This is a genomic window from Variovorax gossypii, from assembly GCF_003965815.1.
Taxonomy (GTDB): domain Bacteria; phylum Pseudomonadota; class Gammaproteobacteria; order Burkholderiales; family Burkholderiaceae_C; genus Variovorax; species Variovorax gossypii.
In genome coordinates, this window is the sequence record NZ_RXOE01000003.1 from 35,811 (window position 1) to 59,033 (window position 23,223).

General features: G+C 67.7%; 20 protein-coding genes. 13 read left to right on the forward strand and 7 right to left on the reverse strand.

Going from position 1 to position 23,223, the window contains the following annotated elements; genetic code table 11:
• Positions 1-3 precede the first annotated feature (3 nt).
• The 3 genes from EJP69_RS15085 to EJP69_RS15095 are packed head-to-tail and all read right to left on the reverse strand — an operon-like array spanning position 4 to position 3,588.
• Positions 4-999: an ABC transporter permease gene (locus EJP69_RS15085; RefSeq protein ID WP_126471174.1), complete on the reverse strand. Its 996-nt coding sequence runs from the start codon at positions 997-999 to the stop codon at positions 4-6.
• A complete protein-coding gene (locus tag EJP69_RS15090) occupies positions 996-2,588 on the reverse strand; it encodes a sugar ABC transporter ATP-binding protein (RefSeq protein WP_126471176.1) in 1,593 nt (530 codons plus the stop codon). The genes EJP69_RS15085 and EJP69_RS15090 overlap by 4 nt, the downstream gene beginning before the upstream one ends.
• A gap of 46 nt (positions 2,589-2,634) precedes the next feature.
• The gene (locus tag EJP69_RS15095) at positions 2,635-3,588 is read right to left on the reverse strand and encodes a sugar ABC transporter substrate-binding protein (RefSeq protein WP_093304509.1); all 954 of its coding nucleotides are present in this window, start codon (positions 3,586-3,588) and stop codon (positions 2,635-2,637) included.
• 211 nt (positions 3,589-3,799) lie between these two features.
• Here EJP69_RS15095 and ychF point away from each other — a divergent pair, with 211 nt between their 5' ends.
• From ychF to EJP69_RS15115, 4 genes are all read left to right on the forward strand, one after another.
• Positions 3,800-4,891, forward strand: a complete 1,092-nt coding sequence (gene ychF / locus EJP69_RS15100) for a redox-regulated ATPase YchF (RefSeq protein ID WP_093205654.1) — start codon at positions 3,800-3,802, stop codon at positions 4,889-4,891.
• A 26-nt stretch (positions 4,892-4,917) separates the two neighbouring features.
• The gene (locus tag EJP69_RS15105; RefSeq protein ID WP_126471178.1) at positions 4,918-5,439 is read left to right on the forward strand and encodes an ATPase; all 522 of its coding nucleotides are present in this window, start codon (positions 4,918-4,920) and stop codon (positions 5,437-5,439) included.
• The gene (locus EJP69_RS15110) at positions 5,436-5,621 is read left to right on the forward strand and encodes a hypothetical protein (RefSeq protein ID WP_126471195.1); all 186 of its coding nucleotides are present in this window, start codon (positions 5,436-5,438) and stop codon (positions 5,619-5,621) included. Before EJP69_RS15105 ends, EJP69_RS15110 begins: the two co-directional genes overlap by 4 nt.
• Before the next feature lie 112 nt (positions 5,622-5,733).
• Positions 5,734-6,408 carry a glutathione S-transferase gene (locus tag EJP69_RS15115; protein ID WP_126471197.1) on the forward strand — a complete coding sequence of 225 codons (675 nt, stop codon included), beginning with the start codon at positions 5,734-5,736 and terminating at the stop codon, positions 6,406-6,408.
• An 18-nt stretch (positions 6,409-6,426) separates the two neighbouring features.
• On the opposite strand, the gene EJP69_RS15120 is transcribed toward EJP69_RS15115, so the two are convergent.
• Positions 6,427-6,897: a YqaA family protein gene (locus tag EJP69_RS15120; protein WP_093205649.1), complete on the reverse strand. Its 471-nt coding sequence runs from the start codon at positions 6,895-6,897 to the stop codon at positions 6,427-6,429.
• A gap of 175 nt (positions 6,898-7,072) precedes the next feature.
• Here EJP69_RS15120 and dusB point away from each other — a divergent pair, with 175 nt between their 5' ends.
• From dusB to purH, 3 genes are read left to right on the forward strand one after another with little or no spacing between them, the layout of a single operon-like run.
• A complete protein-coding gene (gene dusB / locus EJP69_RS15125) occupies positions 7,073-8,137 on the forward strand; it encodes a tRNA dihydrouridine synthase DusB (RefSeq protein WP_093205646.1) in 1,065 nt (354 codons plus the stop codon).
• 17 nt (positions 8,138-8,154) lie between these two features.
• Positions 8,155-8,391, forward strand: coding sequence for a Fis family transcriptional regulator (locus tag EJP69_RS15130; protein WP_093205644.1), 237 nt, complete (start codon positions 8,155-8,157; stop codon positions 8,389-8,391).
• A gap of 16 nt (positions 8,392-8,407) precedes the next feature.
• Complete coding sequence (gene purH / locus EJP69_RS15135) at positions 8,408-10,015, forward strand: bifunctional phosphoribosylaminoimidazolecarboxamide formyltransferase/IMP cyclohydrolase (protein WP_126471199.1); 1,608 nt, start codon at positions 8,408-8,410, stop codon at positions 10,013-10,015.
• 90 nt (positions 10,016-10,105) lie between these two features.
• On the opposite strand, the gene EJP69_RS15140 is transcribed toward purH, so the two are convergent.
• The 3 genes from EJP69_RS15140 to thiD are packed head-to-tail and all read right to left on the reverse strand — an operon-like array spanning position 10,106 to position 12,837.
• Entirely contained in the window at positions 10,106-10,591 is a 486-nt protein-coding gene (locus tag EJP69_RS15140) for a hypothetical protein (protein WP_093205639.1), read from the reverse strand.
• A 3-nt stretch (positions 10,592-10,594) separates the two neighbouring features.
• Positions 10,595-11,875 carry a glutamate-1-semialdehyde 2,1-aminomutase gene (gene hemL, locus EJP69_RS15145; protein ID WP_093205636.1) on the reverse strand — a complete coding sequence of 427 codons (1,281 nt, stop codon included), beginning with the start codon at positions 11,873-11,875 and terminating at the stop codon, positions 10,595-10,597.
• A complete protein-coding gene (gene thiD / locus EJP69_RS15150; protein ID WP_093205634.1) occupies positions 11,875-12,837 on the reverse strand; it encodes a bifunctional hydroxymethylpyrimidine kinase/phosphomethylpyrimidine kinase in 963 nt (320 codons plus the stop codon). The genes hemL and thiD overlap by 1 nt, the downstream gene beginning before the upstream one ends.
• Positions 12,838-12,948: 111 nt before the next feature.
• On the opposite strand from thiD, the gene EJP69_RS15155 reads away from it, so the two are divergent.
• The 6 genes from EJP69_RS15155 (at position 12,949) to EJP69_RS15180 (ending at position 23,209) form a co-directional block, all read left to right on the forward strand.
• Positions 12,949-13,119, forward strand: a complete 171-nt coding sequence (locus EJP69_RS15155) for a rubredoxin (RefSeq protein ID WP_007838397.1) — start codon at positions 12,949-12,951, stop codon at positions 13,117-13,119.
• 84 nt (positions 13,120-13,203) lie between these two features.
• Positions 13,204-13,602 (forward strand): response regulator, encoded by a 399-nt coding sequence (locus EJP69_RS15160; RefSeq protein ID WP_093205631.1) that lies wholly within the window; start codon positions 13,204-13,206, stop codon positions 13,600-13,602.
• Positions 13,602-13,967, forward strand: coding sequence for a response regulator (locus EJP69_RS15165; protein WP_093304503.1), 366 nt, complete (start codon positions 13,602-13,604; stop codon positions 13,965-13,967). Before EJP69_RS15160 ends, EJP69_RS15165 begins: the two co-directional genes overlap by 1 nt.
• A 19-nt stretch (positions 13,968-13,986) precedes the next feature.
• Entirely contained in the window at positions 13,987-14,520 is a 534-nt protein-coding gene (locus EJP69_RS15170; protein WP_056595423.1) for a chemotaxis protein CheW, read from the forward strand.
• A 30-nt stretch (positions 14,521-14,550) separates the two neighbouring features.
• The gene (locus EJP69_RS15175) at positions 14,551-16,860 is read left to right on the forward strand and encodes a methyl-accepting chemotaxis protein (RefSeq protein WP_093205629.1); all 2,310 of its coding nucleotides are present in this window, start codon (positions 14,551-14,553) and stop codon (positions 16,858-16,860) included.
• Positions 16,861-17,044: 184 nt separating this feature from the next.
• On the forward strand, positions 17,045-23,209 hold the full coding sequence (locus EJP69_RS15180) for an Hpt domain-containing protein (protein WP_126471201.1): 6,165 nt from the start codon (positions 17,045-17,047) through the stop codon (positions 23,207-23,209).
• The last annotated feature ends 14 nt before the right edge of the window (positions 23,210-23,223 follow it).

Below are 23,223 nucleotides of genomic sequence, written 5' to 3' on the forward strand. Positions count from 1 at the left end.
TCGTCAGGCCAGGCGGCGTTCCGCGCGGCGCTGGCGCAGCGTGTCGATGATGACCGCCACGACGATCACCGCGCCGGTGATGATCCGCTTGCTCGGCTCGCTGGCGCCCACCTGCGCGAGGCCGGCTTCCAGCACCGCGATGATCAGCACGCCGAAGAAGGTGTTGATGACCGAGCCGCGCCCGCCCATCAGGCTGGTGCCGCCGATGACCACTGCCGCGATCACCTGCAGCTCGATGCCGACGCCGGCGTTCGGGTCGGCCGCCTCGAGGCGCGCCGACTGCATGAGGCCCGCGAGCCCGGCCAGCAGACCGGTGACCGCGAACACGATGATGCGGATCGGGCGCGGATCGACGCCCGCCAGGCGCATCGCTTCTTCGTTGGTGCCGATGCCCACCACGTGGCGGCCGAACACGGTGCGCGTGAGCACCATCTGGCCGACGACCACCAGCACCACCGCCAGCACGAAGGCGGCCGAGATGCCGCCGATCCATGGCGCCGCGAGGCCCGAGATGGCGTCGCCCACGTACTGCGTGCGCGAATCGGTCACGAGATAGGCGCCGCCGCGCACCGCCTCGAGCATGCCCAGCGACACGATGAAGCTCGGCAGCCGCCAGGCCACCGACACCGCGCCGGTGACCGTGCCGCAGACCAGCCCGGTAGCCAGGCCGAGCGCGGCGGCCAGCGGCACCGAGAGCTTCCATTCGAGGATGGCGGCCGCCGTGACGGCCGCGCTCAGCGCCAGCACCGAGCCCACCGAGAGATCGATGCCCGCGATGATCAGCACGAAGGTCATGCCGACCGCCATCACGGCCAGCGCGGGGATCTCGTTCGCGATGGAGACGAAGGTCTCGCGCGTCAGGAAGTATTCGCTGAGCGATCCGAAGAGCGCGATCATGCCCGCGAGCACGACCGTCAGGCCCAGGTAGGTGCCGAGCTGGCCCTTGAGCGCGGAAGGCGCGGGCTTCGGGGTGGAGGTCGGGGAGGCGGCAGCGTTCATGGTGTGTCGGCGGTGACCGGGGTCGGAACGGAAAGGGGGGATACCGTCGGCGGGTTGGCGGCGCGTCCAGTCGCGTCGCTGAATGCTGCGGCCAGCAGCGATTGCTCGGTCCACTCGCCGCGCTCGAACACGGCGACGAGGCGCCCGGCGCTCATCACGCCGATGCGGTCGCACATGGCCATCAGTTCGCGCAGGTCGCTCGACACCATCAGCAGGGCCTTGCCGGCGTCGGTCATGCGGTCGAGCTCGGCGTAGAGGTCGGCGCGCGCGCCGACGTCCACGCCGCGCGTGGGCTCGTCGAGCAGCAGCACCTTGCATTCGCGGTGCAGCCAGCGCGCGAACACCACCTTCTGCTGGTTGCCGCCGCTGAGCGTGGAAACCGGCTGCTCGATGCTGCGCGAGCGGATGCGCAGCAGCTCCACCAGCTTCTGCGCGATGCCGCGTTCCCTGGCGCGCTGCAGCCAGCCGGCGTGCGAGATCGCGCCCAGGTCGCTCAGCGTGGCGTTGACGCGGATCGACTGCGGCAGCAGCAGGCCCTGCGACTTGCGGTCTTCGGTGACCAGGCCGATGCCGGCGCGGATGGCCTGCATCGGCGAGCGCCAGCCCTTGCGCGCGTGCTGCACGGGCTGGTTGTTTTCATGGAGCGTGATCTCGCCGCGGTCAGCGCGGTCGGCGCCGAACAGCAGCCGCACCAGTTCGGTCCGGCCCGAGCCGACCAGGCCGGCCAGGCCCATGACTTCGCCCGCGCGCAGGTCGATGTCGACGTCGCGCACGACCTGCGCCCGGCCGATGCCGCGCGCACTCAGCAGCACGGGGCCGGCCACGCGGCGGTCGCGGCCTTCGTGCTCGTGCACCGCGCGGCCGACCATGCGCTGCACGAGTTCGGATTCGCGCACGCCGGCCATGGCGCGCACGTCCACCAGCCGGCCGTCGCGCAGCACCGCCACGCGGTCGGCGATACGCTGCAGTTCTTCCAGGCGGTGCGACACGTAGACGATGGCCACGCCGCGCGCCTTCAGCAGGTCGATCTGCTCGAACAGGTGCGAGGTTTCGCGCGGCGTGAGCATGGCGGTGGGCTCGTCGAGCACCAGCACGCGCGTGTCGTCCTGCAGGTTGCGCGCGATCTCCACCATCTGCTGCTGGCCGATGCCCAGCCGCGCCACGGGCGTGGCCGGGTCGATGTTCTCCATGCCGATCTTGGCGAGCTGGCGCGCGGCCAGCTCGTGCAGCTTGGCGCGGCGGATCCAGCCGGTCTTGTTGGGCAGGCGGTCGAGCAGCAGGTTCTCGGCCACCGACAGCGTGGTGACGAGGCCGAGTTCCTGCATGACCATGCGCACGCCCAGGCGCTCCGCGTCGCGGCGCGAGGCGGGCGCGAAGGGCTTGCCGTCGAGCAGCATCTGGCCGCGCGTGGGCTGCACCAGGCCGCAGACGATCTTCGACAGCGTGCTCTTGCCGGCGCCGTTCTCGCCCGTGAGGGCCAGCACTTCGCCGGGGTTGAGCACGAGCGAGACGTCGTCCAGCACCGGTGCCGCGTAGTCCTTGCCCATGGCGCCCAGGGAGAGCACGGGCAGGGCCGTTGATGGGGTCATGGCGGCGGATGCTGTCAACGTCTGCGCTTTCTCTCTTGTGTATTGCTTACTTCGAGTCCTTGGTGACCAGCACCACGTCGGTCTTCACCTCGGCTGGCATGTCCGCCTGCTTCTTCTTGTCGGCGATGGCCTTCAGTGCGGTCTCGATGCCGAACACGGCCTGCTTGGCGGCGAACTGGTCGGCCGTGGCGAGCACGCGGCCGTCCTTCAGCATCGGCTTGATGGCGCCGATGTTGTCGTAGCCAACGACCAGCACCTTGCCGGTCTTGCCGGCGGCCTTGACCGCGGCCACTGCGCCGAGCGCCATGCTGTCGTTGCCGGCGAGCAGCGCCTTCAGGTCGGGGTGCTCGCGCATCATGCCGGCGGCGACCGTGTTGCCCTTGTCGATTTCCCACTGGCCCGACTGCACGCCCACCACCGTCACGCCGGCGGCCTTCATCGCGTCTTGATAACCCAGCGTGCGCTGCTGCGCATTGAAGGTGGTCGACACGCCTTCGATGATGCCGACCTTGTCGCCCGCCTTCAGCTCCTTGGCGAGCGCGTCGCCCACCAGCTTGGCGCCGGCGCGGTTGTCGGGGCCCACGAAGGGCACCTGGATGCCCTTTTCCTTGAGTGCGGCGGCGTCGAACTGGTTGTCGATGTTGACCACCAGGATGCCCTTGTCGATGGCTGCCTTGATCGCCGGCACCAGCGCCTTCGAATCGGCCGGCGCGATGACCAGCGCATTGATCTTCTGCGCCACCATCTGCTCGACCATCTTGATCTGGGCGGCGGTGTCGGTCTCGTCCTTGATGCCGTTGGCCACCAGCGTGTACTTCGAGGCGTTGGCCTTCTGGTGCGCCTTGGCGCCGTCTTCCATGGTGCGGAAGAATTCGTTGGCCAGCGACTTCATGACCAGCGCGACCTTCGGTTTTTCCTGCGCGAAGGCGGGCGTTCCGGCCAAGGCGCCCAGCAGCGTCAGTGCGGCAGCGCTTTGCAGGGTACGGCGGGTGAACTTCATGTTGGATGTCTCCTGGGATTGGTTGATCGGAACAACGGTGCGCCGGTCTTGGCCGGGGCGCCGATGTTAACTGAGGGAAACGTTTGCGCAAACGTTTGCGAATCGGTGCTAACCCTGATCGCAAAAGACGGCGCGCGGCGGCTCGAAGACCTGTCGGATGGGCATCCGGACATGCTCGCCTAAAATTGCGGGTTACCCAAGAGGACCTCCCATGAGTTTGCAATGCGGCATCGTCGGCCTGCCCAACGTCGGTAAATCCACCCTTTTCAATGCGCTGACCAAGGCCGGCATCGCGGCGGAAAACTATCCCTTCTGCACCATCGAGCCCAACGTGGGCGTGGTGGAAGTGCCCGACCCCCGCCTCGACCAGCTCGCCGAGATCGTCAAGCCCGAGCGCGTGGTGCCCGCCATCGTCGAGTTCGTCGACATCGCGGGCCTGGTGGCCGGCGCGAGCACCGGCGAAGGCCTGGGCAACAAGTTCCTGGCCCACATCCGCGAGACCGACGCCACCGTCAACGTGGTGCGCTGCTTCGACGACGAGAACGTGGTGCACGTTGCCGGCAAGGTCGACCCGATCTCCGACATCGAGGTGATCCAGACCGAACTCTGCCTGGCCGACCTCGCCACGGTCGAGAAGGCGCTGCACCGCCACACCAAGGTGGCGCGCTCCGGCGACAAGGACGCGCAGAAGCTCGTCGGCCTGCTCGAACGCTGCCAGGCCGCGCTGAACGAGAACACGCCGGTGCGCGCGCTCGAGTTCACCAAGGAAGAGCAGCCGCTGGTCAAGAGCTTCACGCTGATCACCGCCAAGCCCGCGATGTTCGTCGGCAACGTGGCGGAAGACGGCTTCGAGAACAACCCGTACCTCGATCGCCTGCGCGAATACGCAGCCAAGCAGAACGCGCCCGTGGTCGCCATCTGCGCCAAGATCGAAGCCGACCTGGCCGAGATGGACGACGAGGACAAGAAGATGTTCCTCGCCGAAATCGGCCAGGAAGAGCCGGGCCTGAACCGCCTGATCCGCGCGGCCTTCAAGCTGCTGGGCCTGCAGACCTACTTCACCGCCGGCGTGAAGGAAGTGCGCGCCTGGACCATCCACATCGGCGACACCGGCCCGCAGGCGGCAGGCGTGATCCACGGCGACTTCGAGAAGGGCTACATCCGCGCCCAGACCATCGCGTTCGAGGACTACATCGCCTTCAAGGGCGAGCAGGGCGCGAAGGACGCGGGGAAGATGCGCTCGGAAGGCAAGGAATACGTCGTCAAGGATGGCGACGTGATGAACTTCCTGTTCAGCTCCTGATACCCGCCGGGTGAAATGCCCCGCTGATGAGTAGTCCCAAGATCGTCATCATTGCGGGCCCCAATGGCGCGGGCAAGACCACCTTCGCCCGCGCTTTTCTTCCGCAGGAAGCGCAGCTCTCGCGCTTCATCAATGCCGATCTGATTGCGGCGGGACTTTCGCCCTTCGCCCCGGAAGCGGAAGCTATCAAGGCCGGGCGCCTGATGCTGGAAGAGATCGCGGAATGCGTGCGCCGTCGGGAGAGCTTTGCTTTCGAGACCACGTTGTCGGGGCTTGGCTACCTGCGCCACATCGGCGCATGGAGAGCATCGGGCTATCACGTGAGTCTTTTCTTTCTGGCACTCCCGACGGCAGAATTTGCCGTTGCACGCGTGGCAGAACGTGTCCGGCAGGGCGGGCATCACATTCCTGAAGATGTGATTCGCCGCCGCTTCGAGGCAGGACGCAGGAACTTCGAAGGCAGCTACCGTGCTGCAGTGGATGCTTGGGCGCTGTACGACAACGCCGGTGAGGAGCCGGCTCTCATTGAATGGGGTGAAGCACCGTGACCAGTGATCAACTCGCGCAGGCAAAGGACAAGGATCTCGCCGCTTCGCTGATCGCGATCCGGCGCGCAGCACGGGCGGCGCGCGAAGCCGCAGTGCGCACCAACACCGCCATCGTGGTGCAGCGGGGCCAGAAGCCGGTTCGCATCACGGCTGAAGAATTGCGCAAGGCTGGAGTGAAGTAGGCGTTGATCAACGTGCCGGCCGTTGTCGGCCTGGTGTCGCAAGCCATGTGTCGGGGTTGCAGAGCCGGCGCTAGACTCCGCGCGCCCCGTTCCTTCCTGCCAAGCCACTCTCATGCTCACCGTCCATCACCTCAACAACTCGCGCTCGCAGCGCGTTCTCTGGCTGCTCGAGGAGCTCGAGTTGCCCTACGAGATCGTCCACTATCAGCGCGATCCGCAGACCATGTTGGCGCCCGCTTCGCTGCGGGCCATTCATCCGCTGGGAAAGTCACCGGTTGTCACGACGGATGACGGACTGACGCTCGCGGAGTCGGGCGCGATCATCGAGGCCATCATCGAGCGCTACGGCAGTGGCCGCCTCGCGCCGGCGGCGGGTTCGCCGGAGGCCTTGCGCTATCGCTACTGGCTGCACTTCGCCGAAGGCACCGCGATGTCGCCGCTGTTGCTGAAGCTGGTGTTCGACCGCATCGAGACGGCGAAGATGCCTTTCTTCGCGAAGCCGATCGCCAAGGCCATCGCGGCGAAGACGAAGTCGGCGTTCATCAATCCGAACATCGCGAGCCACCTGAACTACATGGAAGCCGAGCTCGGCAAGAGCGAGTGGTTCGCTGGTGACGCGTTCACGGGCGCGGACATCCAGATGAGCTTCGTGGTCGAGGCCGCGCAGGCGCGCGGCGGGCTCGATGCGAAGAGGCCGAAGCTGATGGCGTACCTGGAGCGCATTCATTCGCGTCCCGCGTACAAGCGCGCACTTGAGCGCGGCGGGCCCTACGAACTGCTGAATTGAGGAGCCGGAGCCCGGGCCTCAGGAAGGGAACACGTAGAGCAGCGCGACCGTCATCGTGACGTAGCGCAGGAATTTCCCGATCGCCATGTAGGCCACGCACGGCCAGAAGGGCAGCTTGAGCCAGCCCGCCACGGCGCACAGCGGATCGCCCACCAGCGGCAGCCAGCTCAGCAGGCAGGCCTTCGGGCCGAGCTTCTCGAGCCAGCCCAGAACGCGCACATGGTGTTTCGAGTGCGAGTATTTGTCGGCCACCTTGTGCGCGCCGTAGCCCATCCACCAGTCGACCGCGCCCCCCAGCGTGTTGCCCAGGGTAGCCACAGCGATGGCGGGCCAGAACATCTCGGGGTTGAGCTTGAGCAGCCCGAAGAGGAACGGCTCGGAGCCCACCGGCAGAAGCGTCGCGGAGACGAACGCCGCGACGAACAGGGTCGAGAGGCCGTACTGCGGCAGCGCCAGCAGCGCCAGGAGGGAATCGAGCCAGGCTTGCATAAGGTCGGCGCAGTATAGGCAGCGACGGTGCCGCAACTGCGTGGGAGAAAGCCCCGGCGCGCACCGGTATTTGTACGGGTGCCGGAGGCGCAAATCGTTTCAGTCGCTGAAATGCGGCGTGGCTACAATCGTGCCTCATTTTTCAGCAGCCGAACGCGCACGCTCCCCCTTCAAAATGACCTTGCAGATCGGCAACCACACGCTGGAAAACCGCCTGTTCGTCGCGCCCATGGCAGGCGTGACGGACCGGCCCTTCCGCATGCTGTGCCGCCAGCTCGGCGCCGGCTACGCGGTCAGCGAGATGGTCACCTCGCGCAAGGAGCTCTGGGGTTCGCTCAAGACCTCGCGCCGCGCGAACCATGACGGCGAACCGGGCCCCATTGCGGTGCAGATCGCCGGCACCGATGCGGCCATGATGGCCGAGGCCACGGTCTACAACATCGAGCGCGGCGCGCAGATCATCGACATCAACATGGGCTGCCCGGCCAAGAAGGTCTGCAACAAGTGGGCGGGTTCGGCGCTCATGCGCGACGAGCCGCTGGCGCTCGAGATCGCGCGGGCGGTGGTCGATGCCGCGCAGCCCTTCGGCGTGCCGGTCACGCTCAAGATGCGCACCGGCTGGAGCCAGGAACACCGCAATGCGGTGAAGCTCGCGCGCGACTTCGAATCGGCCGGCGTGCGGATGCTCACCGTGCACGGACGCACGCGCGAGCAGGGCTACAAGGGCTTCGCCGAGTACGACACCATCGCCGCCGTGAAGGCCGCGGTGCGCATTCCGGTGGTGGCCAACGGCGATATCCGCTCGCCCGAGAAGGCGCGCGACGTGCTCGCGGCCACCGGCGCCGACGCCGTGATGATCGGCCGCGCCGCGCAGGGCCGGCCGTGGATCTTCCGCGAGATCGCGCACTTCCTGGAAACCGGCACGCACCGCGCGCCGCCGCTGGTGGCGGAAGTGCGCCGCTTGCTGCTCGACCATCTCGTGGAGCACTATGCGCTCTACGGCGACTACAGCGGTGTGCGCACGGCGCGCAAGCACATCGGCTGGTACGTGCGCACGCTGCCGGACGGCGAAGCGTTTCGCGCACGCATGAATCTCATCGAGGACTGTGCCGAGCAGCTGCGCGCGGTCGGCGACTATTTCGACGGGCTTGCGGACCGCATGGACCGCATGCCCGCGCAGCACCTGGTGGACGAAGAGGCGTTGCCAGGTGAAGAGGAGACGGCCTGCGCCGTCGATTGAAAAAAAGAGAAGAAGCAATGAGCAAGAAACACATCGAGGACTGCGTGCGCACCAGTCTGGACAGCTACTTTCGCGATCTGCGCGGCACCGAACCCGACGGCATGTACGACATGCTCGTGCGCGTGGTCGAGAAACCCCTGCTCGATGTCGTGATGACGCGCGCCGAGGGCAACCAGTCGAAGGCCGCGCAGTGGTTGGGCCTGAATCGCAACACGCTCCGCAAGAAATTGGTCGAGCACAAACTTTTGAAATAACTCCACGGCATATCCAATGGCCCAGACTGCACTCATCTCCGTTTCCGACAAGACCGGCATCCTCGAATTCGCCCAGGCGCTGCACGCGCTGGGCATCAAGCTGCTGTCCACCGGCGGCACCGCCAAGCTGCTGGCCGACGCCGGCCTGCCCGTCACCGAGGTGGCCGACCACACCGGCTTTCCCGAAATGCTCGACGGCCGCGTGAAGACGCTGCATCCGAAGATCCACGGCGGCCTGCTCGCGCGCCGCGACCTGCCCGCGCACGTTGCCGCCATCAAGGAGCACGGCATCGACACCATCGACCTGCTGGTGGTCAACCTGTATCCGTTCGAGGCCACCGTGGCCAAGCCCGGTTGCACGCTGGAAGACGCGATCGAGAACATCGACATCGGCGGTCCGGCCATGGTGCGCAGCGCGGCCAAGAACTGGAAGGACGTGGGCGTGCTGACCGATTCGTCGCAGTACGCCGTGGCCCTGGCCGAACTCAAGGCGAACGGCAAGCTCAGCGACAAGACCAAGTTCGCTTTCTCGGTGGCCGCCTTCAACCGCATCGCCGACTACGACGGCGCGATCAGCGACTACCTCTCGGCCATCGACTTCGACGCCAGCATCGGCCAGCCCGCGCCCAAGCGCTCGCTGTTCCCGGCGCAGAGCAACGGCCGCTTCGTGAAGGTGCAGGACCTGCGCTACGGCGAGAACCCGCACCAGCAGGCCGCGTTCTACCGCGACCTGTATCCGGCGCCCGGCTCGCTGGTGTCGGCGAAGCAGCTGCAGGGCAAGGAGCTGAGCTACAACAACATCGCCGACGCCGATGCCGCGTGGGAATGCGTGAAGAGCTTCGACGTGCCGGCCTGCGTGATCGTGAAGCACGCAAACCCCTGCGGCGTTGCCATCGGCAAGGATGCGGCCGAGGCTTACTCGAAGGCCTTCAAGACCGACCCGACCTCGGCCTTCGGCGGCATCATCGCCTTCAACCGTCCGGTGGACGGCGCCACCGCGCAGGAAATCGCCAAGCAGTTCGTCGAAGTGCTGATGGCGCCCGGCTACACGGCCGAGGCGCTCGAGGTGTTCCAGGCCACCAAGGCCAAGCTCAACGTGCGCGTGCTCGAGATCGCACTGCCCAAGGGCGGCACCACCGACTGGGACAACGGCCGCAACGCCATGGACGTCAAGCGCGTCGGCTCGGGCCTGCTGATCCAGACCGCCGACAACCACGAGCTCGCGATTGCCGACCTCAAGGTCGTCAGCAAGAAGCAGCCCACGCCGCAGCAGCTGCAGGACCTGCTATTCGCATGGAAGGTCGCGAAGTACGTGAAGAGCAATGCGATCGTGTTCTGCGCCAACGGCATGACCATGGGCGTGGGCGCGGGCCAGATGAGCCGCCTCGACTCCGCGCGCATCGCCAGCATCAAGGCCGAGCACGCCGGCCTGTCGCTGAAGGACACGGCCGTGGCCAGCGACGCCTTCTTCCCGTTCCGCGACGGCCTCGACGTGGTGGTCGATGCGGGCGCGAGCTGCGTCATTCAGCCGGGCGGCTCGATGCGTGACCAGGAAGTCATCGACGCGGCCGACGAGCGCGGCGTGGTGATGGTGCTGTCGGGCGTGCGCCACTTCAGGCACTGAAAGTGCAGCCGTCCAGCGAAGGGGCGGCACGGCATTTCAAAGAAAAAGGCCGGCAGCACTGCCGGCCTTTTTCTTTGGCGACGACGACGGCTACTCGTGGTTGCCGAAGCGGTATTTCAGCTGGAAGGTGACCGCGCCGTACAGCCGGTTCTTGATGGTCGGCACGTAGGCGATGTTGAGGCCCCAGTTCTTGCCCTCGATGGCTGCCACCGGAAGGATGGCCGGGAACCAGTTGCCGTTGCGGTAGTTCGGGTAGCCGTCGAAACCGCCAACCACCGCGCCGAACTTCACGCCGTAGAACTCGAAGGGCAGCGCGTACAGGCCCACGTAGTTCGACTGCCGGCGGTCGCTGTTGCGGAAGGTGCCCGCCGTGACCCGGAAGGTGTCGTTCAGCGGGTACTCGAAGCCCAGCCCCTGGTTGACGTTCTCCAGGCCCTTGCCGCTGTCGAAGTGTGCGGAATAGAAGCCCGGGTTGATCCAGATGTTCTTCGGATCGAAGGATGACTCCTGCGCTGCCGCGAAGCCGGGAAGGAGAAGAGCGATGCTCAAGACCGGCAACGTGCGCAGGGAGTTCATGGGCTAGGGTGTCCTGAAGATTTGTCGTGCTGCTTCGATGGTGGCGGCGATGTCCTCGTCGCTGTGGGCCGCGCTCACGAAGCCTGCTTCGTAAAGCGCGGGCGCAATATACACGCCGCGATCCAGCAAACCGTGAAACAACGCATTGAATTTCGCGTTGTCGGTTGTCATCACGGTGGCATAGTTTTGCGGCAGGTCTTTCATCAGGAAGAAGCCGAACATGCCGCCTTCGCTGTCGGCGTTGAAGGGCTGGCCTTCGGCCGCCGCGGCCGCCTTCAGGCCGTCGACCAGCGAGCGCGTCTTCTTGCCGAGCGCCTCGTAGAAACCGGGCTTCGCGATCTCCTTCAGCGTGGCGAGGCCGCAGGCCGTGGCGACCGGATTGCCCGACAGCGTGCCGGCCTGGTAGACCGGCCCCAGCGGCGCGAGCTGCTCCATGATCGCGCGCGGCCCGCCGAAGGCCGCGAGAGGCATGCCGCCGCCGATGACCTTGCCGAGCACCGTGAGGTCGGGCTTGATGCCCAGCACGCCTTGCGCGCCGTGCAGTCCCACGCGAAAGCCCGTCATCACTTCGTCGAACACCAGCAGGGCGCCGTGCTGCGTGCAGAGCTCGCGGCAGCGGCGGGCGAATTCGGGCGTGGCGCGCACGAAATTCATGTTGCCGGCGATCGCCTCGATCATCAGGCAGGCGATGTCCTTGCCGTGCAGCGCGAAGGCTTCCTCGAGCTGCTGCAGGTTGTTGTACTCGAGCACGATGGTGTGCTGCACCACCTCGGGCGGCACGCCGGCGGAGGTCGGGTTGCCGAAGGTGGCGAGGCCGGAGCCGGCCTTCACGAGCAGCGCGTCGGCATGGCCGTGGTAGCAGCCTTCGAACTTGACGATGCTCTTGCGGCCGGTGGCGCCGCGCGCCAGGCGCAGCGCGCTCATGGCGGCCTCGGTGCCCGAGCTCACGAGGCGCACCATCTCCATCGACGGCACCAGCGCGAGGATCGCCTCGGCCAGTTCGATCTCGCGCTCGGTCGGCGCGCCGTAGGAGAAGCCCTCGAGCACGGCCTTCTGCACGGCCTCGACCACGGCGGGATGGCCGTGGCCCAGGATCATCGGGCCCCAGGAGCCGATGTAGTCGATGTAGCGCTTGTCGTTGGCGTCCCAGAAGTAGGCGCCCTGGGCGCGCTGGATGAAGCGGGGCGTGCCGCCCACGGCCTTGAAGGCACGCACGGGCGAGTTCACGCCCCCGGGGATCACGGCGCGGGCGCGCTCGAAAAGAATGTCGTTGCGGTCGGTCATCAGTGTCGGGTGTCGTGTGGGGGAAGGGCGAAGTCGGGCGGTGTGTCGGGGTCTTCGCCGCCGTCTTCGTCCTCGGGTTCGGCCCAGAACAGGCGGTCGGGCAGTACGTGGCCCATGCCGGGGCGGAAACCGGCGTCGAGGCAGCGGTCCATGTAGGCCAGCGCTTCGGTGGTCGCGGCCACGAGGTCGGTGCCGCTGGCGAGCAGGGCGGCCAGCGCGGCCGACAGGGTGTCGCCCGCGCCGGCGAAGACGGCCTCGAGCCGCTCGTACTTCTCGCTGGCGAGCACCGACTGCGGCGAGGCCAGCACGTTGTCGATGAACTGGTCCGGCAGCATCAGGCCGGTGACCAGCGTGTAGGGCACGCCGAACTCGCCGGCGGCCTTGGCGATGTCCCGCGCGCCGGGTGGACGATCGCCGTTCCAGTCCGGAAGCAGCCAGCGCCACAGGGTGCTGTGGTTTCCAACCAACACCGTCGTCTGGGGCAGGACCAGCTCCCGAAAAGCGTCCAGATAGGGCTCGATCAGGTTCTCGTCCCACCACGAAAGGTTGGGCATGTAGGCCACCACGGGCACCTCCGGATAGTCGGCGGCGGTTTCCGCGATGGTGCTCAGCGCCTCGGTGGTGCCGGCAAAGCCCACCTTGATCAGCTGGACTTCCACGTCCTCCAGGATGGAGCGCGCCTGCTCGGCGATGGCTTCCTCGTCGAAGGGGAAGTGATCGAAAATCTCTGCCGTGTCGCGGGCATAGGCACCCGTGACGACCGGCAGGATGTGTGCGCCTACCGACCCCATTGCCAGGGCGTCGGCCCCCAGGCCGCCCGCCCCGCTGGGATCGCTGGCGTTGAAGACCAGCACGCAGGGGGGATTCAGGTCGCGTTCGGCCAGTTCGCCGTCGTCCTGCGAGGGGTCGTTAAGATCGCCCGGTTTGCGGGCGTTGTCTGCTGGAAGTAAGTAGATGGTCATACGCCGTGCGGAATCCCCTGGATGGTGGCATAGGCGCGACGTTTACCGTCTGCCAGTGAGATACGCATAGATACACTCGTTGCATTTAATGAACAAGGACTTTAAGCTCCGATGAATACGAAAACTTGGATGTGCCTGATTTGTGGGTGGATCTATGACGAAGCGGTTGGTGTACCGGAAGATGGCATCGCGGCAGGCACGGCCTGGGCCGATGTTCCGATGAACTGGACCTGTCCTGAGTGCGGTGCGCGCAAGGAAGACTTCGAAATGGTTGAAATCTGAAAGCATGGCATAGATAGAGCTACGCGGTCTGCGTCGATGTTCGGCGCGGCGGGCTTCCAAGTCTCATGAGCAGGAGCGTTTGCAATGGGCCCGAATGGATCTGGTTACAAGGTGCTGGTCATCGACGACAGCAACACCATCCGGCGCAGTGCCGAGATTTTTCTGAAGCAGGGTGGGCACGAGGTTCTTCTCGCGGAAGACGGCTTCGACGCGCTCTCCAAGGTTAACGACCACAAGCCGCATCTGATTTTCTGCGACATCCTGATGCCGCGCCTCGACGGCTATCAGACTTGCGCCATCATCAAGCGCAACGCCCACTTTTCCAACGTCCCGGTCGTCATGCTGTCGTCGAAAGACGGTGTATTCGACAAGGCACGCGGCCGCATGGTCGGTTCCCAGGACTACCTGACCAAGCCTTTCACCAAAGACCAGCTGCTGCAGGCCGTGCAGCAGTTTGGCACCGTTCAACAGGAAGTGCAGTAATGCCTATTCGCAAAATCCTCGTCGTCGACGACTCCAAGACGGAACTGGTGTTCCTGTCCGACCTCCTCCAGAAGAACGGCTTTGCCGTCAAGACGGCCGAAAACGCCGACGACGCCATGCGCCGCCTCGAGGAAGAGCACCCCGACCTGATCCTCATGGACGTGGTCATGCCCGGCCAGAACGGCTTCCAGCTCACGCGCGCCATCGCCCGCGACCCGAAGTACGCCGCCATCCCGATCATCCTGTGCACCAGCAAGAACCAGGAGACCGACCGCGTGTGGGGCATGCGCCAGGGCGCGCGCGACTACATCGTGAAGCCGGTCAACGCCGCCGACCTGATGTCCAAGATCAGCGCGCTGAACTGAGCGAAAGCCTGCCGAGTCCATGGCGAATCGCGATGCTCTGAGAGCCTTCCAGTCCCGGCTGGCGAGCCGCCTGCAGGCCGCTCGCACGACGGGCGTGGCCGCCACGTGGCTGGCGGTCGAGGCGGGCGAGGGCAAATACCTCTTTCCGCTGGGACACGCCGGCGAGATCTTTCCCTGGACGCCGCCGCAGCCCGTGCCCTACACGGAGCCGTGGTTCCTCGGCGTCGCCAACCTGCGCGGCGGCCTCTACGGCGTCGTGCAGCTTTCGGCGTTCGCCACTGGCGTCCCGGGCGCGCTGGCCGCTACCGAGGCGGCGCGCATCCAGTCGCGGCTCGTTGCTTTCAACGAGCTGCTCGAAGTCAACTGCGCATTGCTGGTCGATCGACTGGCGGGGTTGCGGGGGGCGGAGGCCTTCACGGCGTCCGAGCCTCCTGGCGCAGAAGCACCTGCCTGGCACGGGCATCTGTTTACCGATGCAGCGGGGGAGCGCTGGCAGGAAGTCAACCTGCAGGCGCTTTCGCAGCAACCCCAGTTTTTGAGTATTGGTGCGTAGTCGTACCGGAAACCACCTGAAGGACCGACCGTGAGCTCGATCGCCGACAAGTTCAAGAAATTACTGCCCGTGAACAACGGGAACGACAAGGCCCGCGTCGATGGCTCCGGTTCGATATCGATCGACGATGTCGACACCGTCCAGGTTCCGGACGAGAAAACCGTGCGCCTCGCCAAGAAGGGGGCCGCGCCCGCCGACACCAGCTTCGGCGACGTCGACCTGCCCGGCGGCGGCGATGCCGCCAACGAGCCCGGCGCGGCGGCCGTCGAGGCGCTGCCCGACGCCACCGGCGGCCGTGCGGGTTCCAGCCCGGCGAAACAACAGCGGATCCTGGCCATCATGCTGGCGATCGTGGTGCTGTTGCTGCTGCTGGTTGCCGGCTCCTCCATTCTTCGCGCCGAGCGCCTCGCGCAGCAGGTGGCGGCCACCGGCCAGTCGCTGATGCAGTCGCAGCGCCTGGCCAAGTCGATCTCCCAGGCCCTCGTCGGCAGCCCCTCGGCGTTCGTCGAAGTGAAGGACAGCGCCGACGACCTTACGCGTCGCGTGCACGGCCTGACCAACGGCGACGACTCCCTGCGCCTGGAAGCCGTCGGCAACCAGTACGACGAGGAGATGGGCAAGATCAACCCCCTCGTCACCCGCGCCGAGGCCAGCGCCAAGGCCGTGCTGGCCCAGCGCCAGATCCTGACGCAGGTGGGTGCCGCTCTGCGCGACATCAACCAGCAGTCGTCCACGCTGCTCGAGATGACGGAAACCGTCGCCTCGCTGAAGATGCAGCAGAACGCCACGCTGCCCGAGATCTCCGCCGCCGGCCAGCTCGTGATGCTGACGCAGCGCATCGGCAAGTCGACCAACGAGTTCTTCACGGTCGAGGGCGTGAACCCCGACGCCGTGTTCCTGCTGGGCAAGGACCTGAACACCTTCCAGGAAACCACCCGCGGCCTGCTCGACGGCAATGCGCAGCAGCGCTTCCCCGGCTCGAAGGACCCGCAGACGCGCCAGCAGCTCGAGGCCATCCTGAAGACCTACGAGCAGATGCGCACGCAGGCTTCGGCCATTCTGGGCAACCTGCAGGGCCTGGTGGCAGCGCGCGAAGCGCAGGCATCCATCCTGACCGACAGCGAGCCGCTGCGTAAGTCGCTCGGCGACCTGCAGGAAAAGCTCTCCGCCCGCACCGGCCTGGGCGCCGGCACCATCGTGCTGCTGTTCGTGCTCTCGCTGGCCGCCCTGGCACTCGCCGGCGCCATCGGTTTCGTGCAGGTGCGCGAAGGCCGCGAACGCGCCGCCGTCGCCGAACGCGAGCGTCTGGCCGCCGAACAGGCTTCCGACGAAGCCAGCCGCGTGAACAACGCCAACCAGGCCGCCATTCTTCGCCTGATGAACGAACTGCAGACAGTGGCCGAAGGCGACCTGACGCAGGAAGCGACCGTGACCGAGGACATCACCGGCGCCATCGCCGACTCGGTGAACTACACGGTGGAAGAACTGCGACTGCTGGTGGGCAACGTGCAGAACACGGCTACCCGCGTGGCGCAGACGACGTCGCAGGTGGAAAGCACCTCGACCGAACTGCTGGCGGCTTCCACCGAACAGCTGCGCGAGATTCGCGAAACCGGCCAGTCGGTGCTGACCATGGCCGAGCGAATCAACGGCGTGTCCACGCAAGCGCAAGAGTCCGCCACGGTGGCGCGCCAGTCGCTGCAGGCCGCATCCTCGGGTCTGCAGGCCGTGCAGAACGCCATCGGCGGTATGAACTCCATCCGCGACCAGATCCAGGAAACCTCCAAGCGGATCAAGCGCCTGGGCGAATCCTCGCAGGAGATCGGTGAAATCACGGAGCTGATCTCGGACATTACCGAACAGACGAACGTGCTGGCTCTGAACGCCGCCATTCAGGCAGCGTCCGCCGGTGAAGCAGGCCGAGGCTTCTCGGTGGTGGCGGAAGAAGTTCAGCGACTGGCCGAACGCTCCGCGGACGCCACGCGCCAGATCTCGGCGCTGGTGAAGGCGATTCAGACCGACACGCAGGACGCGGTGGGCGCCATGGAGCGTTCCACGCAGGGTGTGGTCGAAGGGGCCAAGCTGTCCGACAACGCGGGTACCGCGCTGTCCGAGATCGACCGCGTGTCGCGCCGACTCGCCGACCTGATCGAGCAGATTTCGCAATCCGCCTCCCGCGAAGCCGACTCGGCCAACGTGGTGGCCGCGAACATCCAGCACATTTTCGCGGTGACGGAACAGACCGGAGAAGGTACGCGTACCACGGCCCAGCAGGTGCGCGAACTCTCGCAGATGGCCGAAGAACTGCGCCGCTCGGTCGCCCGTTTCAAGATTGCGTGATGACGATCTCCCCCAGCCTTCGCGCACTTCGTGTCGCTTCGGCAACCCCCTTCCGGGGGCAACACCTGCGGCCCGGCAAAGCCGGTTCCGCGGTGTTCCTTGAAGTGGCCGCGACGGCCTTGCGCATTCGGGGCGCCCTGCGTCCATTGGAAAACTGACAGTCTAAGAACGGCGAGCACCCAACGTGTCGACTCAAACCCCTGCCACGGCCCCTCACGCCGGCAACACGCCGGTCACCGAAGACCTCGGGCCGCTGGCCTGGGTGCTGGGAGAAATCCAGAAATCCCTCGACGGTGTAGGCAAGTCGTTGCGGCGCTTCGTGCGCGAGGTGGATGCCGCGAGCGAGCCCGAGAGCGGGCCGCTGCAGATGGCCCGCCAGCAACTTCACCAGGCCGTCGGCGCGCTCCAGATGGTGGGGCACTCCTCGCCCGCGCTGGTGCTGGGCGCCATCGAGTTCGCGGTGCAGGGCTTCATCGCCGAGCCGCAGCGCTGCAACGAAGCGGCAGTGAACAAGATCGAGCGTGCCGGCTTCGCCGTCACCGACTTCCTCGGCGCGCTGCTGGCCGGCAAGCCGGTTTCCTCGGTGGCGCTCTTTCCCCAGTACCGCGATGTGCTGGAGCTGGTCGGCAACGAGCGCGTGCACCCGGCCGACCTCTGGAGCACCGCCTGGCGCTGGGTCGAGATCAAGCCGGCGCTCACGCAGGCGGCCGTTGCCTACGACCCCGCCGTGCGCTCGCGGCTCGACCGCGAGGTGCTGCAGCTGATCAAGAGCGGCGACACGCAGGCCGCGCGCCGGCTGCATGCGCTGTGCCTGGGCCTCGGCCGCGGCGCGCTGCTGCCCCGCGTCGCGAGCTTCTGGACGCTGGCCGCGGGCTTCTTCGAGGCCCTGGCCACCGGGCTGATCACGCCCGACGCCTACGTCAAGCGCGCCGCCTCGCGCGTGCTGCTGCAATACGCCACGCTCGCGCGCGGCGACAGCCTCGTGTCCGACCGCCTCGGACAAGACCTGCTGTTCTTCTGCGCGCAGGCCGTGCCCACAGCCGGCGACGACGCCGCCACGCTGCGCACCGTGCGCCTCGCCTGGGGCATCGCCGGCGAGCAGCACGTCGACTACAACGTCGAGCAGTTCGGCCGCTTCGATCCGCTGGTGCTGCAACAGGCCCGCAAGCGCATCGAGACGGCCAAGGAAATGTGGTCGGCGCTCTCGGGCGGCGACATCACCCGCACGCGCCAGGTGGCCGACACCTTCGCGCAGCTCGGCGAATCACTGCAGAAGCTGCATCCGCCGAGCCTGCCGATGGTGCAGGCGCTCACCCATGCGGTCGAAGCCTCCGTGCGTTCCGGCCAGGCTCCGGGCACCGAACTCGCGATGGAAGTCGCCACCTCGGTGCTCTACCTGGAAGCCGCCCTCGAAGACCTGGACCCGAGCGATCCGCAGCTCACCGCCCGCACGCTGCAGCTGGCGGGCCGCATCGAGCGCGTGCGCGCCGGCGGCCATTCCGAGCCGCTCGAGCCGTGGATGGAGGATCTCTACCGCCGCGTGAGCGACCGCCAGACCATGGGCACCGTGGTCGACGAGCTGCGCAGCCACCTGAGCGAACTCGAGAAGTCGCTCGACCAGTATTTCCGCCGCCCCGCTGAAAAGGGCCTGCTGCGCACCGTGCCGACGCAACTCATGCAGATGCGCGGTGTGTTCTCCGTGCTCGGCCTCGACCAGGCCGCGCTCACCGTGCAGCGCATGCGCGAAGACGTCGAGGCGATGCTCGTCAGCACCTCGCCGGCCGAGGAAATGGCCGGCTTCGACGCGCTGGGCAACAACCTCGGCGCGCTCGGCTTCCTGATCGACATGCTGGGCTACCAGCCCGCGCTGGCCAAGCGCCTGTTCGTGTTCGACGCCGATGCCGGCGAACTCAAGCCGCTGATGGGCCGTCAGGCCGCCGACGCCACGGCCGGCGAGGGCGCCGCGCCCAGCCAGGCTCCGGCCGCCCCGGTGCTCAGCATCGAGGAAGTCGACGCCCAGATAGCCTCGAAGCTCGCGGCGCTTGCCGCGCCCAAGGCCAAGCCCTCGCCGATCGAGGAATTCAGCAGCAAGGCCGACAGCTGGACCAACAAGATCTCCGGCCCGACCGCGCTGCCCGACACCGAAGTCACCGAGCTCGAAGAAGACGACCTGCAGAACATCTTCCTCGACGAAGCCCGCGAGGTGGTGCAGAACGGCCTGGCCGCCATCGCTGAGCTCGCCAGCTACCCGGACGACACCGAAGAACTCACGATCCTGCGCCGCGCCTTCCACACGCTCAAGGGCAGCTCGCGCATGGTCGGCCTCACCGAGTTCGGCGATGCCGCCTGGTCGCTCGAGCAGGTGCTCAACACCTGGCTGGCCGACCAGCGCGCCGCCACGCCGGAACTGCTGGCAGGCACCGAACGCACGATGAAGGAATTCGGCGAGTGGGTCGAAGCCATCGCCGCCGGCTCCGCACAGGGCTGGAAGTCCGCGCCGTTCAGCCGCGTGGCCAACGCGCTGCTGGCGGGCGAACCCGTGCCTCCGCCGGTGCGCGTGGCCGATGCCGAAGCCCTTGCTGTGGCCGCGCGCCACATCGCGGCCGAGCCGCCCGTTTCCGCGCCAGAACCCGCGCCCATCGAGGTCGTGGCCCCGGTGGCGGCGGAGCTGCCTCCGCTGCAGTTGCCCGACCTGCCGGACCTGTCCCTGACGGCGGAAGCACCCGCGCCGGCGCCTGTCGCTGCTGCCCCGGAAGCTCCCGCAGTTCCCGAAGCCCCGCTCGAAACCCTGGCCTGGCAGGAGCCGGAGCCCGCGAAGGCCGCCGCCACGCCCGAGGCCGACGACGATTTCGCCTCGACCGATTTCATCGACTTCGAAGCCAAGCAGACCGACGAGCCTCCGCCGCCGCTGGTGCTGCCGAGCGGCGAGATGTTCGACTTCCTGGCGCCGCCAGCCAGGACGCCTGCCGTCGTGGAACTGAAGTCGGAGCCCGCCGAGCCGCCGGCTCCCGCTGCCGAACCCATCGTCACCTCCGTGCCCACCACGGCTGGCCTGCCCGACCTGCAATGGGAACCCGAGCCGCTGCCCGTGCAGGCCGCCGCCGAGCCCGTCGTCGAACCCGAAGTGGTCGAGGCCGCGCCCGCGCCCGAACCGCTGCATGCAGTCCATGTGGAAGAGCCGGTCGCCGAGTCCGCGCCGCAACCGGTGGCCGAAGCTGAACCCGAGCCTGCCCTGCTAGCTGCCGAGGAAGTGGTCGTGCCCATCTTCGAGGCGCCCGCCGTGCCCGAAGAAGCGCAGATCCTCGTCGCCGACGCCGCTCCCGAGCCCGTGGCGCCCGTCGAGCCCGAGCCGGTCGTGGCCGCCGCGCCGGCCGCGTCGCAGGAAAGCGCCGAAGACCAGGTCAAGGTGATCGGCCCGCTGCGCATCGGCATCCAGCTCTACAACGTCTACCTCAACGAGGCCGACGAATGGTCCCGCCAGCTCGCCACCGACGTGGGCGAGTGGGCGCTCGAGTCGCATGAGCGCCTGTCCGACTCGACCGTCGCGCTGGCCCACTCGCTGGCCGGCAGCTCCGCCACCGTCGGCTTCCACAGCCTCTCGGGCATGGCCCGCCTGTTCGAAGCCGCGCTGCAGCACCTGCAGATGCAGGGCAGCGGCACCCGCGAGCAGGGCATGGTGCTGGTGACCGCCGCCGACGAGCTGCGCCGCCTGCTGCACCAGTTCGCAGTCGGCCTCCTGCGCGACCCCGCCGAAGGCACGCTGCAGGCGCTGCGCGACATCGCCAATTCGCCGATGCCCACCGAAGTCGCCATGCGCGCCGAAGCCCGGCCGCTGCAGCAGGTGGTGGTCAGCGAGCCCGTCGCCGACGTGGCTCTGGACGATTCCGAAGACGCCATCGACCTGGCCGACGCGGTCGACGTCGACCTGTTCCCGATCTTCGAGGAAGAGGCGGCCGAACTGCTGCCCCAGCTCGGCGAGGCGCTGCGCCAGTGGGCGCACCACCCCGACGACAGCGCGCCGCGCGCCTCGGTGCTTCGCACGCTGCACACGCTCAAGGGCAGTGCGCGGCTGGCCGGCGCCATGCGCCTGGGCGAGCGCGCGCACCGCATGGAGTCCGAGATCGAAGTCCTGGGCTCCCAGGGCGCCGAGCGGGCCGACATCGAGAAGCTGCTTGCCCGCCTCGACGCCCTCCAGGCCACCTTCGACGCGCTGCGCGCGGCCGACGACGCCACGCAGGTCGAGCTGGCCCAGATCGTGGCCGCCGCCACGTCGGCGGCGCCCGTCGCTGTCGCTTCGCAGGCGCCCGAAGCCGGCGTGCCGGCGAACGACGAGACCGTCGCTCCCGCGGCGAGCCTCGACGACGAGCCCGCCGCCGAAACGACGCCGGCAGCAACGGCACCCGCCACGCTGCAGCCGCGCCCCGCGCCGGCCGCCCTGGTGGCACCGCTGCGCGCCGCGACCGGCCAGGCTGTGCGCATCCGTACCCAGCTGCTCGACCGCCTGGTCGCGCAGACCGGCGAGGTCATCATCACGCGTTCGCGCCTGGAAGCCGAGCTTGGCCAGCTGCGCGGCTCGCTGTCCGACCTGACGGGCAACCTGGACCGCCTGCGCCAGCAGCTGCGCGACATCGAGGTGCAGGCCGAAAGCCAGATGCAGTCTCGCCTCGCGCAGGCCAAGGACTCGCAGCAGAGCTTCGACCCGCTGGAGTTCGACCGATTCACCCGAGTGCAGGAGCTCACGCGCATGATGGCCGAGTCGGTGAACGACGTGGCCACCGTGCAGCGCACCCTGCAGAAGACGGTGCAGGCGACGGAAGACGACCTCAGCGTGCAGGCGCGCCAGACGCGCGAACTGCAGCGCGGCCTGCTGCGCACGCGCATGGTGGAGTTCGAGGGCATCTCCGACCGCCTCTACCGCGTGGTGCGCCAGGCCTCGAAGGACACCGGCAAGCAGGTGCGCCTGGACATCGTCGGCGGCTCCATCGAAATGGACCGCGGCGTGCTGGACCGCATGACGCCCGCCTTCGAGCACCTGCTGCGTAACTGCGTGGCCCACGGCATCGAGGATGCGGCCGTGCGCGAGAAGGCCGGCAAGGACGCCAGCGGCCTGATCGTCATCGACCTGCACCACGAAGGCAACGACGTGTCGGTGAGCTTCCGCGACGACGGCGCCGGCCTCGACCACAAGCGCATCGCCGAGCGTGCCCGCACGCTGGGCCTGCTGGGCGCCGACCAGGAGCTCACGGCCGAGGAGGCCACCGAGCTGATCTTCAAGCCCGGCTTCTCGACGGCGGGGCAGGTTTCCGAACTGGCCGGCCGCGGCATCGGCATGGACGTGGTGCGCGCGCAGATCGCGGCGCTCGGCGGCCGCATCGAGACGCACAGCACCCAGGGCCAGGGCACCACCTTCAAGCTGGTGCTGCCGCTGACCACCGCCGTGACGCACGTGGTGATGCTGCGCGCGGGCGAGGTGTCCATCGGCGTTCCGTCGAACCTGGTGGAGCTTGTGCAGCGCGTGGGCGGCACGGATCTCGAAGCGGCCTATCTGAACAACAGCCATCCCTTCGGCAGCGAGCATGTGCCGTTCTACTGGACCGGCGCGCTGCTGCAGGCCTCGACCCGCAGCGAGCACGGCCCGGCCCGGAACAACACCATCGTGGTCGTGCGAAGCGCGGCGCAGCGCGTCGCCCTGCACGTGGACGAAGTGCTGGGCAACCAGGAAGTCGTGGTGAAGAACCTCGGCCCGCAACTCGCGCGGCTGCCCGGCCTGGCCGGCATCTCGGTGCTGGCCTCGGGCGCGGTGGCGCTGATCTACAACCCCGTGGCCCTGGCCGCGGTGCACGGCGAGCAGGCGCGCGAGCGCCAGGCTGCCGCGCTGACGGCAGCTCCGGCGGCGACCGCCCCGGTCGACCAGGGTGCGCCGCAGGAACCGTTGCAGGCGCTGGCGCCGGTGGCGCCGCAGATTCCGCTGGTGCTGGTGGTGGACGACTCCATCACGGTGCGTCGCGTCACGCAGCGTCTGCTGCAGCGCGAAGGCTATCGCGTGTCGCTCGCGGCCGACGGCCTGCAGGCACTCGAGCGCCTGCAGCAGGAGCGCCCGGCGGTGGTGCTGTCGGACATCGAGATGCCGCGCATGGACGGCTTCGACCTGGCCCGCAACATCCGCGCCGACGCCGCGCTGGCCGAGCTGCCGATCATCATGATCACCTCGCGCATCGCCGAGAAGCACCGCGACTACGCGCGCACGCTGGGCGTGAACCACTACCTCGGCAAGCCGTACTCGGAAGAGGAACTGCTGCGCCTGGTGCGTGCGTACACGACCGAGTCGGCGCTGGCTGCTGCCGCCTGACGCTGGCTGATGCA